The sequence below is a fragment of the Blastococcus sp. SYSU DS0552 genome (assembly GCF_054050815.1).
The window spans coordinates 80,999-98,269 of sequence record NZ_JBJHAB010000014.1 but is presented as its reverse complement, the minus strand read 5'-3'; the positions used below and the strand labels follow the sequence as shown (position 1 = coordinate 98,269).

The window sequence follows — 17,271 nt, the reverse complement described above, 5'->3', positions numbered from 1 at the left end:
GCTGGTTGACGCCATCGGTCAAGATGAGCACGTGCGGACGACGGCGGGGGCGAGCCCGTGGCTGCGGGCGTGGCTCCTCGTCGCGCTGCTCGCGGCCGGCGTGGTCGCCGCCCTCGCCGTCGACGTGCCCACCCTGGCGCAGGTCCGCTCGTGGGCCGACGGCGGCGGCCTCCGGACGTGGCTGCTGCTGATCGCCGCGCAGGGGGTGGTCCTGCTCGCGCCCGTCCCACGGTCGGTGCTGGCGGCGCTGACCGGAGCGGTCCTGGGATTCGGCGCGGGCTTCGCGGTCGCCTACACCGGTGCCTTCCTGGCGGCGACCGGTGCGTTCTGGCTCGCGCGGGGCCTGGGTCGCCCGGCCGTGGAGCGGCTGGCGGGGCCGCGGCTCGGCCGCGTGGACCGGTTCTCCAGCGACCGGGGCTTCGTCGCGGTGGTGCTGAGCCGGGTGGTCCCGATGGTGCCCTTCGTCCTGGTCAACTACGCGGCGGGCCTGAGCGCCGTACGGCCGCTGACCTACGGCGTCGCCACCGCCGTCGGACTGATACCCGGCACGGTGGTGCAAGTGGGCGCCGGCGCCTCGGCCGGCGCGGTCGTCGCCTGGATGCCGACCGCCACGGTCGCCCCGGTGGTCGTCGTGCTGGTGCTGCTGCTGCTCGCTGGTGCGGCCGTGTCGAGGTACCGATCCCGCACCGGCGAGCAGGTGGGCGAGGACGCGGGTCAGCGCCCGCCGAAGAACCGCCCCAGCGCGCCGCCGGCCCCGCCCACGGTGCGGGCGGCCAGCTGAAGGATCGGTCCGCCCGGGATGCCCGGCACCTGCTGGACGATCGGCGCCAGCTGCAGGAGCCCGGGCACGTCGTGGACCTTCAGTCTGCGGCGGGCCACGGCCGGTACCGGGTTCACCCGGCCGGCGGCTGCGTCGAGCAGGAGCTCGGGGGTTGCCTCCACGGCCGGGCCCTCGACGACACCCGGCGGCACCCGTCGCACCCGCCACCCGTCGTCGTCCGCGGTGAACCCCCAGCCGCCGTCGGGTGTCACCAGGCTGACGCGGCCGGCGATGCCCGACGAGGCGGCCAGTGCGCCGGTCACGTCGGTCAGCGCCGCGAGCCCTGACTGCAACACGGGGCCAGGCGGTGGTGGCGCACCGCAGGACGCCAGGTCCAGCCCGTGGACGGCGAGCTCGTAGGCCTGTCCGAGGACGACGCTGAGCAGCGGCAGCCGGCCGACGACCGAGACCGCGGGTGCGGTGTCGAGCTCCACCGGCTCGTCGGCCATGTAGCGGGCCGTCGCCTCGCGGTTGCGGCGCAGGGCGGCCAGCACCTCCGCCCGGGAGGCGTCGCGGTGGGCGGCGGTCACCCGAGCGTTGACCGCGTCCGGGTCGGGGGGCGTGCCGGCGCCGCCGGTCCGGGCCGAGGCGATGAGGTCGGGCAGGGCGGTGTGGTCGTCCCAGCAGCCCAGGTGCACGCAGATCTCGTGGGCCCGCCACCCGGGGAGCCGGGACCGGCGGTCGAGGTCCACCGATTCCGCCTGCGCGAGGAAGGCGTCCCACGCGTCCAGCACCATCCCCGCGACCGCGTCGCGGCCCGCCTCGGCCATGCCCTGGTGTCCGCCCACGCGGAGGCCCTACCCGGAGGCCGCGCGAGGCAGGCACGGCGCACCGTGGCGCCGGTCACCCGCCCGGGTGAGCGCGCCGTCACGCGGCGGCGGGCGCGGACCGATCGCCCTTCCGTGAGCGAGACACCGGCGCGCGACCGCCGAGCGGGCTGGGGCCACGCCTGCGGACGACGGTCGCACCCGGCGGTCCCGGCCGTGCTGGTCCGCCCGCGGTCCGGCCTGTACCGAGCCGGGCGACGACGTCGAGGACCTGTGCACCGGGCCGACGTCGCCATGTACCGGGTCAAGAGCACCGGCGGCGACCGGGTGGGGGTCCTGGACTTCTGAGCCGGATGCGTCCACGCCGCGTGGCTCTAACACTACGCACCGTGGTTGTCGGCGAGAAGGACGCGCTGGTCGCAGGCGTCTGGGGGCCGATGAGCACCCCGGACGCCGACTACGGCGAGTAACGATGCTCTCGGGCGCGGCCGCTCGCGTTCCGAGCCCTCGTGGACCGGTATGGTTCCGGCCCACCGGGCGGAGCTGTGAATTCGCTGACGCATGTGGACGCCGCCAGTAACAGATGGTATTGGCCGCTGACCAGCGACAAAGCGGTGCACCGGCGGCCGGGCGAGCGCACCTGTCACTTTCGTCCCAGGAGTCGCAGCCGGGCTGGCGCGATGGGGGCACCATCGTGCAAACTTGTCGCGGGAGCCCTGCTCCGCCACTGCCGATAACGGCGCGTCACCGAATCGATGGGTCCGTAGGGGAAGACGAGACCGATCGAGTCGATGGAGGTGCCCGGTGCAGCGACGGTCAACCCAGGGTGTCGTCTTCGTGCACTCGTGCCCGAAGGCGCTCTGCCAGCACGTCGAGTGGGCGCTGGAACGCGTCGTCGGCGCGCCGGTCTCCCTGTCGTGGGCTGAGCAGCCCGCGGCGCACGGTGCCTACCGTGCCGAAGTGGCGTGGACCGGTTCGCCCGGTACCGGCGCCAAGCTGGTGGCTGCGCTGCGCGCGTGGCCGATGCTGCGCTTCGAGGTGACCGAGGAAGCCAGCCACGGCAACGACGGCGAGCGCATGTCCTACGTGCCCGGGCACGGGGTCTTCCGCGCGCCCACCAGCGCCAACGGCGACCTCATCGTCACCGAGCAGCAGCTGCGGCACCTCGCGGCGACGGCGTCCTCCGTCGAGGCGTTCCGGCACGGCGTCGACCAGCTGCTGGGCGCCGCGTGGGACGCCGACCTGGAGGTCTACCGGCACGCCGGCGACGGCAGCCCCGTCACCTGGCTGCACCAGGTCGTCTGAAGGTCACGATCGGGGCACGACACTCCCGGCCTGGTCGGGGAGCCGTCGTAGCCTGGAGCGGGCCGTCCGGGCGCCGTCGGGGAAGCGGCGCCGGGACGGCCTTTCCACGTGGTGCGGTACTGGAACCGCCCCGTCCAGAGGCTCGCGCCGAGCGTGCGAGGCGTGAGGAGGACGGGGTCCTTCGTCAGAGCGGGATGTTGCCGTGCGCCCCGCGACCGAGCGGTGCTCCGGCGAGCGCCTCGATGAGGCGCTGCCGCGTCCGGGCCGGCTCGACCACCTCGTCGACGACGCCGATCTGCAGCGCCCGGTTGACCCCGCCGGCGATCCGCTCGTGCTCCTCGGCCAGCTGCGCGTGCAGCGCCTCGCGCTCACCGGGCGGGGCGGCGGCCAGCTTCTTCCGGTGCAGGATGCCGACCGCCGCCTTGGCGCCCATGACGGCCACCTCGGCGCCGGGCCAGGCGAACACCTTCGTGGCGCCCAGCGAGCGGGAGTTCATCGCGATGTAGGCGCCGCCGTAGGACTTGCGGGTCACCAGCGTCACGCGCGGGACCACGGCCTCGGCGAACGCGTGCAGGAGCTTGGCGCCGCGGCGCACGACGCCGTCCCACTCCTGGCCCACGCCCGGCAGGTAGCCGGGCACGTCGACCAGCACCACCAGCGGGATGCCGAAGGCGTCGCACATGCGCACGAACCGCGCCGCCTTCTCCGCCGACGCGGAGTCCAGGCAGCCGCCGAGCCGCAGCGGGTTGTTCGCGATCACGCCGACCGTCCGCCCGGCGAGCCGGCCCAGGGTGGTGACGACGTTGGGCGCGAACCGGGGGTGCAGCTCCAGGCCCGGCTCGTCGAGCACCGAGGAGACCAGCGGCTTCACGTCGTAGGCCCGGTTGGTCTGCTCGGGCAGCAGCGCCGCCAGGTCGTTCCCCGCCTCCTCGGCGGCCGGGGCGAAGCTGCCCTGCGCCGCGAGCAGGTCGACGGCCAGCCGGGCGGTCTCCAGGGCGGCGGGCTCGGAGTCGGTGACCACGTGCACCACCCCGCTGCGCCGCCCGTGCGTGTCGGGGCCGCCGAGGCTCTCCATGTCGACGTTCTCGCCGGTCACCGAGCGGACGACCTCCGGTCCGGTGACGAACACCCGGCCGGCCGGACCCATGATCACCAGGTCGGTGAGCGCCGGGCCGTACGCGGCCCCACCGGCCGCCGGCCCGAGCACCACGGAGATCTGCGGGATCCGCCCGGACGCGCGGACCATGGCCGCGAAGACCTCGCCGACGGCGTGCAGCGCGGTCACGCCCTCGGCCAGGCGGGCGCCGCCGGAGTGCCAGATCCCGACGACCGGCACGCGCTCGCGCAAGGCGGTGTCGATGGCGTCGACGATGTGCCGGCAGCCGTCGATGCCCATCGCGCCGCCCATCACCGTGGCGTCCGTGCAGAAGGCGACGGCGGGGCTGCCGGACACCGCGCCGCGGGCGGCCAGCACCCCGGAGGTGTCCCGGGTGCCGAGCAGCTGCATGGAGTCGGCGTCGAAGAACCGCCGCAGCCGGTCCTCCGGGTCACGCGGGTCGGGGGCCGTCACGGCGGGCGCGGCCTGGACTGTCGTCACGGGTTCCTCCGGATCGTGTGGCCCCGTCCGGAGGCTCGCCCCGAGCCTGCGAGGGGTGAGAGGGACGGGGTCCTTCTTCAGGCGGTGGTGAAGACCAACGCGATGTTGTGCCCGCCGAAGCCGAACGAGTCGTTGACCGCCGCGGTCAGCTGCGCCCGGCGCGGCTCCCGGCGGACGATGTCGAGGGCCTGGACGGCGGCGTCGTCGTCGGGATCGTCGAGGTTCGCCGTCGCCGGCACGATCTGCTCGCGCAGCGCCAGGATCGTGAACACCGACTCCAGGGCGCCGGCGGCGCCCAGCAGGTGGCCGGTCTGGCTTTTGGTGGCGCTCACCAGCACGTGCTCGCCCAGCGAGGAGCGGATGGCTGCGGCCTCGGCGGTGTCGCCGACGGGGGTGGAGGTCGCGTGGGCGTTGACGTGCCCCACGTCGGCGGCGGAGAGGCCGGCGTCGCGCAGCGCGGCGGCGATCGCCCGTCCGGCGCCCTCGCCCTCCGGGTGGGGGGCGACCAGGTCGTAACCGTCGGCGGTCGCGCCCGCGCCGGCCAGGCGGGCGTGCACGCGGGCTCCGCGGGCGGCGGCGGAGTCGGCCCGCTCGAGCACGAGCGCGGCCGCGCCCTCGCCGAGGACGAACCCGTCCCGGCCCTTGTCGAACGGGCGGGAGGCGCGCTCGGGCTCGTCGTTGCGGGTGGACATGGCGCGCATGGCGGCGAACCCGGCCATGGGCAGCGGGTGGACGCAGGCCTCCGCGCCACCGACGAGCACGATGTCGGCGCGGTCGAACCGCAGCAGGTCCAGCCCCCAGCGGATGGCCTCGGCGCCCGAGGCGCAGGCGCTCACCGGTGCGTGCACGCCGCCCCTGGCCCCGACGGCCAGGCCGACCGCCGCCGCCGGCCCGTTGGGCATCAGCATCGGGATGGTGAAGGGGGAGACCCGCTTGGGCCCCTTCTGCTCGAGGACGTCGTCCTGGCCCAGCAGCGTCAGCGCCCCGCCGATGCCGGTGCCGAAGACGACCGCGATCCGCTCGGGGGCGACACCGGCGTCGCCGGCCCCGGACTCGGCCCACGCCTGCTCGGCGGCCACGACCGCCACCTGCTGGCTGCGGTCGAGCCGGCGGGCGCGGACCCGGTCGATCTGCTCGGCGGGTTCGGTGGCCAGGCGGGCGACGAGCTGGGCCGGGAACTCCTGCACCCACTCCTCGGTGATCCGGCTGACGCCCGAGCGCCCGGCGAGCAGGGCGTCCCAGGTGCTGGCCACGTCGCCGCCGAGCGGCGTGGTGGCGCCCAGGCCGGTGACGACGACGTCGGTGGTGGACGGGCTCATGGGATCTCCTCGTGCGGACGACGGCCGGGTGGGCCGGATCGGGGGGGATCGGGTCCCGCCGGCGGTCGGCCGGCGGGACCCGAGGGGGTCAGCCCTGGTTCTTCTCGATGAAGCTGATCGCGTCGCCCACCGTCTTGATGTTGGCGAGCTGGTCGTCGGGGATGGCGACGCCGAACTTGTCCTCGACGGCGGTGGCGATCTCGACCATCGACAGGGAGTCGACGTCGAGGTCCTCGGTGAAGGACTTCTCCGGGGTGGCGTCCGCTGGGCTCACCCCGGCGACCTCCTCCAGGATCTCGGCCAGACCGGACTGGATCTCCTGGGTGCTCACGCGGGTCCTCTCTCTCGGGTGGTGCGGTAGAAGGACCCCGTCCTGCCCGCCACTCGCACGCGCGTGGCGGTGCCCTGGACAGGGCCGTTCGTCGTCCGGGACACGGTGTCCCGGCGAACTGGGGTGGGGCGGCTCACGGGAGCACGACCACCTGGCCGGCGAAGGTGAGGCCGGCGCCGTAACCGAGCAGGAGGGCGACGTCCCCGCTCCTGGCCTCGCCGCTCTCGAGCAGGGCCGCCAGCGCCAGTGGCACGGACGCCGAGGACGTGTTGCCGGAGCGGACGATGTCGCGGGCGATGACCGTGCGCTCGGGCAGCTTCAGCCGCTTGGCCATGAGCTCGATGATCCGCAGGTTCGCCTGGTGCGGCGCGAACACGTCGATGTCGTCGGGGCCGACGCCGGCGCGGCGCATGGCCTCGGCCAGGGTGTCGGTGAGCTTCGTGGTGGCCCAGCGGTACACCGCCTGGCCGGCCATGCTCATGCCGGTCTCGTTCTCGGGGATGGCGATCGCCTCGTGCAGGTCGCCGTCGCTGCCCCACACGGCCGGGCCGATGGCCGGCTCGTCGGACGCGGTCACGACCGCGGCGCCGGCCCCGTCGGCGAAGATGACCGCCGTCGCCCGGTCGTCGAGGTTGGTGTAGTCGGTCAGCCGCTCGCCGCCGATGACGAGGGCGTTGCGCGCGGTGCCGCTGCGGATGGCGTCGGCCGCGGCGCTGAGCGCGTAGCACCAGCCGGCGCAGCCGGCGTTGACGTCGAAGGCGCCGGGCCGGGGCACGCCGAGCTGGTGGGCGATCCGCGGAGCGAGGCCCGGGATCGCCTTCGGCGGGCTGGTGGTCGCGAGCAGCACCAGGTCGATGTCGCCGGCGTCGAGGCCGCTGGCGGCCAGCGCCTTGCCGCCGGCTGCGACCGACATCTCCACGAGCGTCTCGTCGGGCTCGGCCCAGCGGCGCTCCGCGATGCCGACCCGTGCCTGGATCCACTCGTCGTTGGTGTCCATCCGCTCGGCGAGCTCGGCGTTGGTCACCCGACGGCGGGGCCGGTAGCTGCCGAAGCCGAGGATGCGGGCACCGGGGGCGCCGACCGGGAGCTGGAGTCGGGTCACGAGGACACCTCCGGGTAGAGCCGGGCGATCGGGTCGCCGGCGTCGACGAGGTCACCGTCGTGCACCAGCCACTCGGCCAGCACGCCGTCGTAGCCGGCGGAGACGTTGACCTCCTCCCGGCGGCCGCGGATGCAGCCGAGCGGGGTGCCGGCGGGCAGGTGGGTGCCCTCGGCGATCTCCGCGGGGCTCACCGTCCCGCGGGCGGGCGCGACGACCATCCGCCAGTCGGGCAGGTGCTCGGCCTCCGAGCGGCCGCGCTCGGCCTCGATCAGCTCGCGGGCCCGGTCGAGGTCGGCGGGCGTGCTCACGGCGAGCACCTCGATGCCGGCGCCCTTCCACTCCCGCTTGGCCAGGCCTGCGAGGGCGCCGGCGGGCGGCAGCTCGATCACGGCGGTGACGCCCAGCTCCCGCATGGTCGCCAGGCACGCGTCGAACCGCACCGGACTGGTGACCTGGGTGACCAGTCGGGAGAGCACCTCGGCGCCGCTGTCGACCGCGGCGCCGTCGGCGTTGGACAGCAGCAGCCGGCTGGGGTCGGCCGGGCGCAGCCCACCGACCAGGCCCTCGAGCTCTTCGCGGGCGCTGGCCATGTACGAGGTGTGGAAGGCGCCGGCGACCGAGAGCGGCATGATCCGCGCCTTCGCCGGCGGGTCGGCCTTGAGCGCGGCGAGACCCTCCAGCGATCCGGCGGCGACGATCTGGCCGGCGCCGTTCATGTTGGCGGGGCTCAGGCCGTGCTCCTCGATGGCGGCCAGCACCTCGTCGGGGTCGCCGCCGAGGACGGCGGACATGCCCGTGGGGGTCTGTGCGCAGGCGGCGGCCATGGCACGGCCGCGGACGGCGGTGAGCGCGATCGCCGCCTCGACGCTCAGCACGCCGGCGAGCGCCGCGGCGGTGAGCTCGCCGACGCTGTGCCCGGTGATGACGACGTCGCGCCCGGTGTGCGGGGTGTGGGCCACCGGCCCCGGCAGCCCACCCAGCTCGCGGGCGACGAACAGGCTCATCGCGACCACGAGCGGCTGGGTGACCGCGGTGTCCTTGATCGCCTCCGCGTCGCCGGTCGTGCCCAGGGAGAGCAGGTCCGCGCCGGCGATCGCGCCGGCCCAGCGGAAGAACGGTTCGGCGCCGGGGAGGTCGAGCCAGTCGGTCAGCATCCCGGGCTTCTGCGCACCCTGACCCGGGGCGAGGACGGCGAGCACCCCACCACCGTGCCAGTGATCACCGGTCCCGCGCGCGGCGGCCGGGCACGAAAGCACCCTGGTGATCTTTGTCGAGTTCCTCCAAAACACGCGCGGGTTCAGGGGCTCGAGGCGCGTTCCTGTGGTGGGAACCGGACCGTCCGGGTCAGTGCCAGAGGGAGCGGTCGTGGTCAAGCGCGGCGAGCGCGAGGGCCACCTGCAGGGTCCAGCTGCCCCGGGGGTCGGTCGCCGACAGCCCGGTGAGCTCCGCGGCCCGCCGCAGCCGGTACCGCACGGTGTTGGGGTGCACGAAGATCGCCCGGGCGCTCGCCTCGAGGTTGCCCCCGCTGCTCAGCACCGCGCGCACCGTGTCCAGCACCCCGCCACCGGCCGAGCGCAGCGGCGCGGCCACGTGCTCGTGCAGGGCGGTGCGGGCCAGCGGGTCGCCGTCGAGCGCGCGCTCGGCGAGCAGGGCGTCCGCCGCGACCGGGCGCGGCGCCTCCGGCCAGGCGGCCGCTGCCCGCAGCCCGGCCAGCGCCGCGGCGGCGGAGACGGCGGCGCGTCCCAGCCCGTCCACGACCGGGCCGGTGACCACCGGACCCGCACCGAAGTCGTCCGCGACCCGCTCCGCAGCGGCCTCGAGGTCGCCGGTGCCGCCCAGGACGACCACCAGCTGGTCGGCGTGCACGCCGACCAGCACGTCGCAGCCCAGCCCGCGGGCGGCCCGGCGCACGGCCCCGTGCGGATCGTCGTGCCCGGTCGGCGTCGCCCCCACGACGACGAGCGCCGGCGTGCCGGCGGCCCAGCCCAGCGCCGCGGCCCGGCCGGAGAGCTCCTCGGAGCGCTCGCCACGCACCAGCGCGTCGACCACCAGCGCCTCCAGGCGCGCGTCCCAGGCGCCCCGGTTCTCCGCGAAGGTGGCGTAGACGTGTGCGGTGGCGAAGGCGACCTCGCGGCTGAACTGCAGCACGGCGAGCCGCAGCGCCTCCTCGTCGCCGGGCTCGGCGACCGATGCGACGCGTTCCTCCGTCACCTCGACCGTGACCTTGATGAGGTCGACGGTCTGCTTCAGCGCCACGGCCCGCACCAGCTCGCGCGGTGCCGCCCCGAACACCTCGCCGGTGAGGCGGGGCGGCCGCCCGGGGTTGCGGCACCACTCGACGAGCGATGCGATGCCGGCCTGGGCGACGAGGGTGACCCACGAGCGCTGGTCGGCCGGCATGGCCCGGAACCAGGGCAGGTCCTCGTCCATCCGGGCCACGGCCTGCGTGGCCAACGACCCCGACGCCCGCTCCAGCCGCCGCAGCGTCGCGTCGCTCGGCGGGCGGTTGCTCACCCGGCTCACCGGGTCAGCGTGTCACGCCCCCCGGGATCGGGGAGAGTGCAGGTGTGGACCATGCCTCGGCCGGTGCTCGCGGGGACGGCGGGAGCGCCGCGGTGAGCGGCCTCGACTCCCGCGTGGTGCTGGCGCCCGACGACGGCTCGCTGGGCCCGCTGCTGCGGATCGCCGACGACCGGCTCGGGCCGGGCGCCGGCTACGGCCGGCACGAGCACCGGGCGGTCGACGTCGTCGCCGTCGTCCTGGACGGGGCCCTGCACCACCGGTGGGGCCCGGGGGCCGACCTGAGCGCCGGTGACGTCGCGGTGCTCCGCGCGGGGGATGGGCTGGTCCACGACGAGGTGGCCGGCGACCGGGGAGCGCGGGTGCTGCAGTGCTACCTGCGCAGCGCCGCTCCCGCGGAGCCCGCGACGCACGCGGTGCACCGGTCGCCCGGTGGGTGGCTGGACCTGGGTCGCGGGGACGCCCGGCTGTGGGTGGCCCGCCCGCAGGCGGGGGAGGAGGTCGCGCCGCCCCCGGGGCTGGTGCTCGTCGCCGACGCCTCCGGCGTGCGACGGCACGACGCCGGGCCGGTGGGCACCGGCCCGGCGTCCGCGGTCCTCGTGTGGCAACTCGACGCCGGCCGCCCCGACTGGGCAGAGTGGTGAGCATGGAATCGGCCTCCTCGCAGGATCCCGCCGCGAGCGCGCGAGCGGAGGGGGGCGAGGAGGTCCTTCCGCTGCTCGCCGCCGCGTACTCGGACGCCGACCGCACCATCGAGCTGCGGCGGCAGCTGCACCGCCACCCGGAGATCGGGCTGCACCTGCCCCGGACGCAGGCCACGGTGCTGGAGGCGTTCGCCGAACTCCCGCTGGAGGTCACCACCGGCACCACCACGAGCTCGGTCGTGGGCGTGCTGCGCGGGGCACGGCCGGGCCGCACGTTCCTGCTCCGCGGCGACATGGACGCGCTGCCCGTGCACGAGGACAGCGCCCTGCCCTTCGCCTCCGAGGTCCCCGGCGTGATGCACGCCTGCGGGCACGACACCCACGTGGCGATGCTGGTGGGCGCCGCCCGGCTGCTCGCCGCCCGCCGGGACGAGCTGGCCGGGCAGGTGGTGTTCATGGTGCAGCCGGGGGAGGAGGGCTTCCACGGTGCGCGCTACATGCTCGAGGAGGGCCTGCTCGACGTCGTCCCCGAGGCGCCGGTGAGCGGCGCCTTCGCGCTGCACATCTCCTCGACGCTGCCCAGCGGGACGGTGAACGTCCGGCCCGGGCCGATGATGGCCGCCGCCGACCAGTGGCGGATGACGCTGCGCGGCCGGGGCGGCCACGCCTCGGAGCCGCACGCGGCCGCCGACCCGATCCCGGTGGCGGCCGAGGTCGTGCTGGCCCTGCAGGCGATGGTGACCCGGCGGGTCGACGTCTTCGACCCGGCCGTCGTGACCGTCGCGCACATCGAGGCGGGGTCGACCAACAACGTCATCCCCGACACCGCCTACCTCGAGGGCACGATCCGGACGCTGTCGGCCGAGCGTCGTGCTGACGTGGTCGCCTCGGTGCGGCGGGTCGCCACCCACGTCGCCGCCGCCCACGAGATGGAGCTGCACTGGGAGCACTTCGAGGGCTACCCGGTCACCATGAACGACCCCGGCATGGCCGCCCACGTGCTGACCACGGCGGCCGAGCTGCTGGGCCGGGACGCCGCCGTGCTGATGCCGGCCCCGCTGATGGGTGCCGAGGACTTCGCCTACGTGCTGCAGCGGGTGCCCGGCGTCATGGCGTGGCTCGGCGCCCGCCCGCACGGCATCGACCCGGCCACGGCGCCGCCCAACCACTCCAACCTGGTCGTGTTCGACGAGGAGCCGCTGCCGGCCGGCGTGGCGCTCTATGCCCAGATGGCGCTGCGCGCCCTCAGCGGTTAGGCGGAGCCGCGGCGCACCAGGAAGGTGCCGCAGACGCGAGCCGCTGCCTCGGCCCCGGACCTGGCCGAGCCGATCTGGTCGAGCAGCAGGTCGACCAGCCCACTGGTCATCTCCTCCAGCGGCTGGGCCACGGTCGTCAACGGGGGGTCGCAGGCCGCCGCCACCTCGGCGTCGTCGAACCCCACCACCGCGACGTCGTCGGGCACCCGCCGGCCGGCTGCCCGAAGGACGCGCAGCGCCCCGACCGCCATGGGGTCGGAGGCGACGAAGACGGCGTCCAGGTCGGGGACGTCGGTCAGGAGCCGGGTCATGGCGCGTGAGCCCCCGGCCTCGGTGAAGTCGCCCTCGGCGACCAGCTCCGGCCGGGCGGGCACGCCGGCGGCGGCGAGCGCGGCGCGGTACCCGGCCAGCCGGTCCAGACCCGCCACCATGTCGAGCGGGCCGGTGACCGTGCCGACCCGGGTGCGGCCCAGCGACAGCAGGTGGGCGGTGGCGGTGGTGGCCCCGCCGACGTTGTCGGCGTCGACGTAGGGCACCGGCCGGCCGTCGAGCGGCCGCCCGGACAGCACGAGCGGCACGGGGGAGCGGGCGAGCAGGTCGGGCAGCAGGTCGTCGCGGTGCAGCGAGATGAGGATGACGCCGTCGACGTGCCCCTGCTGGACGTAGCGGGCGACCTTCTCCTGCTCCCGCCGGCCGCGGGCGGCCAGCAGCACCAGGTTCAGGTCGGTCTCGGCCAGCCGGGCCGACAGCCCGCGGACGATGCGGGCGAAGAAGGGGTCGGCGAAGATCTGGGTGTTGGACTCCGACAGCACCAGCGCGAGGGTGTCGGTGCGCCGGGTGACCAGGCTGCGGGCCATCCGGTTGGGGACGTACCGCAGCGCCTCGACGGCGGCGTGCACCGCGTCCCGGGCCTGCGGGCTGACGCGCGGCGAGTCGTTGATGACCCGCGACACCGTTGCCCGGGAGACCCCGGCGAGCGCGGCCACCTGCTCCAGCGTGGGCGTCGGAGGTCGCGCACCGGCGGTGGTCATGGCACCTCCTCCGCGATCACGGGCGGCGACCGGTACCGGGCCGCCGGGAGGTCACGGTAGTGCGCGCCGGTCGTCCGCACGAGGTCTGCGAGGAGCTCCGCCCGTCCGAGCGAGACGACCGGGCGCTCGGTGTGAGAGCGTTCTCACCGCGTCACCGGCGCACGCCCGCCGGCCGGCGCCCCGGTCCCACCGACCCGCCCAAGGAGCAGTGTGCCCATGTCCTCGACCGACAGCCGTCCGGAGCTCGCCGAAGGGCTCACCTTCCCGCCCGGGTTCTTCTTCGGCGCCGCCACCGCGGCCTACCAGATCGAGGGCGCCGTCGACGTCGACGGCCGGGGCCCCTCCATCTGGGACACCTTCAGCCACACCCCGGGCCGGACCTTCCGGGGCGACACCGGGGACGTCGCCGTCGAGCACTACACCCGGTATCCCGAGGACATCGCGCTGATGAAGGAGCTGGGCCTGTCGGCCTACCGGTTCTCCGTGGCGTGGCCGCGAGTGCTGCCCGAGGGCGCCGGCCGCGTGGAGCAGCGGGGCCTGGACTTCTACCGCCGCCTGGTCGACGAGCTGCTGGAGCAGGGCGTGGACCCCTGGCTGACGCTCTACCACTGGGACCTGCCGCAGGCGCTGCAGGACCGCGGCGGCTGGACCGACCGGGAGACCGCAGCCCGCTTCGCCGACTACGCCGGCATCGTCCACGACGCGCTCGGGGACCGGGTGCGGCACTGGTCGACGCTCAACGAGCCGATGGTGAGCGCCCTGCTCGGCCACCAGTCGGGGGCGCACGCGCCGGGCATCCGCGACGCCGTCTCCGCCTCCCGCGCGGTGCACCACCTGCTGCTCGGCCACGGGCTGGCCAGCCGGGTGCTGCGCGACAAGGGCGTCGACCACCTGGGCATCACGCTGAACTTCACGCCGATGTCCCCGGCCAGCGACCGGCCGGAGGACGTCGACGCCGCCCGTCGGCTCGACGGGCAGCAGAACCGGATGTTCCTCGTGCCGATCGTCTCCGGTGCCTACCCCGAGGACGTCGTCGCCGACCTGGCCGCTGCCGGCGCCCCGCTGCCGGTGGAGGACGGCGACCTCGAGGTCATCTCCGCGCCGCTGGACTGGCTGGGCGTCAACTACTACTTCGAGCAGACGGTGCGGGCCGGCGCGCGACCCGAGGACATGCCGCCGACCTCGTTCATCGGGGGAGAGGACGTCGTCGAGCTGGACCCGGAAGGGGTCACGACGACGATGGGCTGGGGGGTCAGCCCGGAGGCGTTCACCCGGCTCCTGCTGTGGCTCAAGGAGCAGGCGCCCGGGCTCCCCCTGGTCATCACGGAGAACGGCTCGGCCTGGGACGACGAGGTGTCCGCCGATGGGGCCGTGCACGACCCCGAGCGCACCGACTTCCTGCTCCGGCACCTGGCGGCGCTCCAGGCGGCCATGGACGACGGCGTCGACGTCCGCGGCTACTTCGCCTGGTCGCTGCTGGACAACTTCGAGTGGGCCCGCGGCTACGCCCAGCGGTTCGGCCTCGTGCACGTCGACTACGAGACCCAGCGGCGCACGATCAAGGACAGCGGTCGCGCCTACGCGGAGATCATCCGCCGCCACCGCGCACGCTGAACGGACGGCGGGGCACTCACCGTGCCCCGCCGTCGGCCCCCTCGCAGGGTCCCGCCGCGAGCGTGCGAGCGGTGGGGGGCGAGGGGGGTCCTCTTTCAGGTGGCGGGGCTGGGGTCCGACCGCTCGTCGGCCGGCGCGGCCCGCACGTCGCGCACCCGGTACTTCTCCACCGCCTCGCGCACCCGTGCCCGGTCCACCTGGCCCTCGTCGGCCAGCGAGGCGAGCGTGCGCACCACGATCGACTCGGCGTCGACGTGGAAGTGCCGCCGCAGCGCCGGGCGGGTGTCGGAGAGCCCGAACCCGTCGGTGCCCAGCGTCGCCATGCCGCCGGGCACGTACGGCGCGATCAGGTCGGGGACGGCGCGCATCCAGTCCGACACCGCCACGACCGGACCCACCGTCTCCTGCAGCCGCGCGGTCACGAACGGCGTCCGCGGCTCCTCCTCGGGGTGCAGGAGGTTCCACTCCGCGCACTCGTCGGCCTGCCGGCGCAGCTCGTTCCACGACGTCACCGACCAGACGTCGGCGCTCACGCCCCAGTCCTGGGCCAGCAGTTCCTGGGCCCGCAGCGCCCACGGCACGGCGACGCCGGACGCGAGCACCTGCGCCTTGACCTCGCCGGCCGCGCCGTCGTCGGCCCGCGGGCCCTCGGCGTAGCGGTACATGCCGGCCAGCAGGCCCTGCACGTCCAGGTCCTCCGGCTCGGCCGGCTGGCTGAACGGCTCGTTGTAGACCGTCAGGTAGTACATGACGTCGGGGGAGCGGGAGCCGCCCAGCGGGGCGCCCGGGTCCTCGCCGTACATGCGCACGAGGGCGTCGCGGGTGATGTGCGCGACCTCGTAGGAGAACGCCGGGTCGTAGGACACCACCGCCGGGTTGGTGTGCGCCAGAAGGAGCGAGTGGCCGTCCTCGTGCTGGAGCCCCTCGCCGTTGAGCGTCGTCCGCCCGGCGGTGGCACCGAGCAGGAAGCCGCGGCTCATCTGGTCGGCGGCGGCCCAGATGGAGTCGGCGGTCCGCTGGAACCCGAACATCGAGTAGAAGATGTAGATCGGGATCATCGGCTCGCCGTGGGTCGAGTACGACGTGGCGGCGGCCGTGAACGACGCCGTCGAGCCGGCCTCGTTGATCCCCTCGTGCAGGATCTGGCCCTGCTCGGACTCCTTGTAGGTGAGCATGAGCTCGCGGTCGACCGAGGTGTAGCGCTGGCCGGCCGGGTTGTAGATCTTCTGGGTCGGGAAGAGGGAGTCCATCCCGAAGGTGCGCGCCTCGTCAGGGATGATCGGCACGAAGCGCGGGCCGAGCTCGGAGTCCTTGAGCAGCTCCTTGAGCAGGCGGACGAACGCCATCGTCGTCGCCACCTCCTGCTTGCCCGAACCGCGGCGCAGGACGTCGAGGGCCTTGTCCTCGGGCGCCTTGAGCGTCTTGAACTCCGCCCGCCGGCGCGGCACTGCCCCGCCGAGCGCCCGGCGCCGCTCGAGCATGTACTGCATCTCGTCGGAGTCGGGGTCCGGCTTGTAGTAGGGCGGCAGGGTCTTGTCCAGCGCCGAGTCGGGGATGTCCAGGTAGAGCCGGTCGCGGAAGGCGGCGAGGTCCTCGGCGGTCAGCTTCTTCATCTGGTGCGTGGAGTTGCGGCCCTCGAAGTGGCTGCCCAGGGTCCAGCCCTTGATGGTCTTGGCGAGGATGACCGTCGGCTGGCCCTTGTGCTCCATCGCGGCCTTGTAGGCGGCATAGACCTTGCGGTAGTCGTGGCCCCCGCGGGCGAGGTCCCAGACCTCCTTGTCGCTCATCCCTTCGACGAGCTTGCGGGTGCGCGGGTCGCGGCCGAAGAAGTGCTCGCGGACGAAGGCGCCGTCCTCGGCCTTGTAGGTCTGGTAGTCGCCGTCGGGCGTCTGGTTCATCAGGTTGACCAGGGCGCCGTCGCGGTCGGCCGCCAGCAGCTTGTCCCAGCCGCGGCCCCAGATCACCTTGATGACGTTCCAGCCGGCGCCGCGGAAGAACGACTCCAGCTCCTGGATGACCTTGCCGTTGCCGCGCACCGGGCCGTCGAGCCGCTGCAGGTTGCAGTTGATGACGAAGGTGAGGTTGTCCAGCTCCTCGCGGGCGGCCAGTCCGATGGCGCCCAGCGACTCGGGCTCGTCCATCTCGCCGTCGCCGAGGAACGCCCACACGTGCTGGTCGGAGGTGTCCTTGACCCCGCGCGCGTGCAGGTAGCGGTTGAACCGCGCCTGGTAGATCGCGTTGAGCGGGCCGAGCCCCATCGAGACGGTCGGGAACTCCCAGAACTCGGGCATCAGCCGGGGGTGCGGGTAGGACGACAGCCCGCCGCCGGGGTGGCTGACCTCCTGCCGGAAGCCGTCGAGCTGCTGCTCGGTGAGCCGGCCCTCGAGGAAGGCGCGGGCGTAGATGCCGGGGGAGGCGTGCCCCTGGAACCAGATCTGGTCGCCGCCGCCGGGGTGGTCCTTGCCGCGGAAGAAGTGGTTGAACCCGACCTCGTACAGCGACGCCGACGAGGCGTAGGAGGAGATGTGCCCGCCGACGCCGACCCCGGGACGCTGCGCCCGGTGCACCATGATCGCGGCGTTCCACCGGATGTAGGCGCGGATGCGCCGCTCGGCGTGCTCGTCACCGGGGAACCAGGGCTCGCGCTCCGGCGGGATGGTGTTGATGTAGTCGGTGCTGCGCAGGGCCGGCACCCCTACCTGCTGCTGCCGGCTGCGCTCGAGCATCCGGAGCATGAGGTAGCGGGCCCGGCCGCGGCCGGCATGGTCGACGACCGCGTCGAGGGACTCCAGCCACTCCTGGGTCTCGTCGGGGTCGGTGTCGACCAGCTGGCTGGGGAGCCCGTCGGTGATGACCGCGCGGGTCTGTCCTGCGCGGGCGGGGTCGCCGTCCGGCTGCTGCGGTGCGCTCATGGCTCCATCGTCTCCTGCCGACGTCGTCCCCGTCACGTCTGTGTCCGTTCTGC

General features: G+C 74.6%; 15 protein-coding genes. 6 read left to right on the top strand and 9 right to left on the bottom strand.

Features of this window, described 5'->3' with window-relative positions; genetic code table 11:
• Window positions 1–31 precede the first annotated feature (31 nt).
• Window positions 32–781, top strand: a complete 750-nt coding sequence (locus ACI8AG_RS15020; protein ID WP_456597682.1) for a TVP38/TMEM64 family protein — start codon at window positions 32–34, stop codon at window positions 779–781.
• Here ACI8AG_RS15020 and ACI8AG_RS15015 read toward each other — a convergent pair.
• On the bottom strand, window positions 715–1,608 hold the full coding sequence (locus ACI8AG_RS15015; RefSeq protein ID WP_456597681.1) for a maleylpyruvate isomerase N-terminal domain-containing protein: 894 nt from the start codon (window positions 1,606–1,608) through the stop codon (window positions 715–717). The two genes, ACI8AG_RS15020 and ACI8AG_RS15015, sit on opposite strands and share 67 nt — an antisense overlap.
• 114 nt (window positions 1,609–1,722) lie before the next feature.
• On the opposite strand from ACI8AG_RS15015, the gene ACI8AG_RS15010 reads away from it, so the two are divergent.
• Window positions 1,723–1,935, top strand: a complete 213-nt coding sequence (locus tag ACI8AG_RS15010) for a hypothetical protein (RefSeq protein WP_456597680.1) — start codon at window positions 1,723–1,725, stop codon at window positions 1,933–1,935.
• A 456-nt stretch (window positions 1,936–2,391) separates the two neighbouring features.
• Entirely contained in the window at window positions 2,392–2,892 is a 501-nt protein-coding gene (locus tag ACI8AG_RS15005; RefSeq protein ID WP_456588980.1) for a DUF3145 domain-containing protein, read from the top strand.
• A 184-nt stretch (window positions 2,893–3,076) separates the two neighbouring features.
• On the opposite strand, the gene ACI8AG_RS15000 is transcribed toward ACI8AG_RS15005, so the two are convergent.
• The 6 genes from ACI8AG_RS15000 to ACI8AG_RS14975 all read right to left on the bottom strand — a co-directional run bounded on the left by ACI8AG_RS15000 (window position 3,077) and on the right by ACI8AG_RS14975 (window position 9,764).
• Window positions 3,077–4,489, bottom strand: a complete 1,413-nt coding sequence (locus tag ACI8AG_RS15000; RefSeq protein ID WP_456597679.1) for an acyl-CoA carboxylase subunit beta — start codon at window positions 4,487–4,489, stop codon at window positions 3,077–3,079.
• Window positions 4,490–4,566: 77 nt separating this feature from the next.
• Window positions 4,567–5,808 (bottom strand): beta-ketoacyl-[acyl-carrier-protein] synthase family protein, encoded by a 1,242-nt coding sequence (locus tag ACI8AG_RS14995; RefSeq protein ID WP_456597678.1) that lies wholly within the window; start codon window positions 5,806–5,808, stop codon window positions 4,567–4,569.
• Between the two features lie 88 nt (window positions 5,809–5,896).
• Window positions 5,897–6,139, bottom strand: a complete 243-nt coding sequence (locus ACI8AG_RS14990; protein ID WP_347060094.1) for an acyl carrier protein — start codon at window positions 6,137–6,139, stop codon at window positions 5,897–5,899.
• 133 nt (window positions 6,140–6,272) lie between these two features.
• Window positions 6,273–7,241, bottom strand: a complete 969-nt coding sequence (locus ACI8AG_RS14985; protein WP_456588983.1) for a beta-ketoacyl-ACP synthase III — start codon at window positions 7,239–7,241, stop codon at window positions 6,273–6,275.
• Window positions 7,238–8,440 carry an acyltransferase domain-containing protein gene (locus ACI8AG_RS14980; protein WP_456597677.1) on the bottom strand — a complete coding sequence of 401 codons (1,203 nt, stop codon included), beginning with the start codon at window positions 8,438–8,440 and terminating at the stop codon, window positions 7,238–7,240. The genes ACI8AG_RS14985 and ACI8AG_RS14980 overlap by 4 nt, the downstream gene beginning before the upstream one ends.
• Before the next feature lie 145 nt (window positions 8,441–8,585).
• The gene (locus ACI8AG_RS14975; RefSeq protein WP_456588985.1) at window positions 8,586–9,764 is read right to left on the bottom strand and encodes a PucR family transcriptional regulator; all 1,179 of its coding nucleotides are present in this window, start codon (window positions 9,762–9,764) and stop codon (window positions 8,586–8,588) included.
• Window positions 9,765–9,856: 92 nt separating this feature from the next.
• On the opposite strand from ACI8AG_RS14975, the gene ACI8AG_RS14970 reads away from it, so the two are divergent.
• Together ACI8AG_RS14970 and ACI8AG_RS14965 are read left to right on the top strand one after the other, a co-directional pair.
• Window positions 9,857–10,405, top strand: a complete 549-nt coding sequence (locus ACI8AG_RS14970; RefSeq protein WP_456597676.1) for a pirin family protein — start codon at window positions 9,857–9,859, stop codon at window positions 10,403–10,405.
• A gap of 2 nt (window positions 10,406–10,407) precedes the next feature.
• Window positions 10,408–11,661 carry a M20 metallopeptidase family protein gene (locus tag ACI8AG_RS14965; RefSeq protein ID WP_456597675.1) on the top strand — a complete coding sequence of 418 codons (1,254 nt, stop codon included), beginning with the start codon at window positions 10,408–10,410 and terminating at the stop codon, window positions 11,659–11,661.
• Here ACI8AG_RS14965 and ACI8AG_RS14960 read toward each other — a convergent pair.
• Window positions 11,658–12,692, bottom strand: coding sequence for a LacI family DNA-binding transcriptional regulator (locus ACI8AG_RS14960; RefSeq protein WP_456597674.1), 1,035 nt, complete (start codon window positions 12,690–12,692; stop codon window positions 11,658–11,660). The two genes, ACI8AG_RS14965 and ACI8AG_RS14960, sit on opposite strands and share 4 nt — an antisense overlap.
• 216 nt (window positions 12,693–12,908) lie before the next feature.
• On the opposite strand from ACI8AG_RS14960, the gene ACI8AG_RS14955 reads away from it, so the two are divergent.
• Window positions 12,909–14,306: a GH1 family beta-glucosidase gene (locus tag ACI8AG_RS14955; protein WP_456597673.1), complete on the top strand. Its 1,398-nt coding sequence runs from the start codon at window positions 12,909–12,911 to the stop codon at window positions 14,304–14,306.
• 95 nt (window positions 14,307–14,401) lie between these two features.
• On the opposite strand, the gene aceE is transcribed toward ACI8AG_RS14955, so the two are convergent.
• Window positions 14,402–17,218: a pyruvate dehydrogenase (acetyl-transferring), homodimeric type gene (aceE, locus tag ACI8AG_RS14950; RefSeq protein ID WP_456597672.1), complete on the bottom strand. Its 2,817-nt coding sequence runs from the start codon at window positions 17,216–17,218 to the stop codon at window positions 14,402–14,404.
• Window positions 17,219–17,271: the final 53 nt, after the last annotated feature.

What these genes read in the sequence shown, in the direction of transcription:
- ACI8AG_RS14995 (WP_456597678.1), bottom strand. Translation starts at nt 5,808, where the DNA reads ATGAGCCCGTCCACCACCGACGTCGTCGTCACCGGCCTGGGCGCCACC.
- ACI8AG_RS14965 (WP_456597675.1), top strand. Translation starts at nt 10,408, where the DNA reads ATGGAATCGGCCTCCTCGCAGGATCCCGCCGCGAGCGCGCGAGCGGAG.
- ACI8AG_RS14960 (WP_456597674.1), bottom strand. Translation starts at nt 12,692, where the DNA reads ATGACCACCGCCGGTGCGCGACCTCCGACGCCCACGCTGGAGCAGGTG.
- ACI8AG_RS14955 (WP_456597673.1), top strand. Translation starts at nt 12,909, where the DNA reads ATGTCCTCGACCGACAGCCGTCCGGAGCTCGCCGAAGGGCTCACCTTC.
- aceE (WP_456597672.1), bottom strand. Translation starts at nt 17,218, where the DNA reads ATGAGCGCACCGCAGCAGCCGGACGGCGACCCCGCCCGCGCAGGACAG.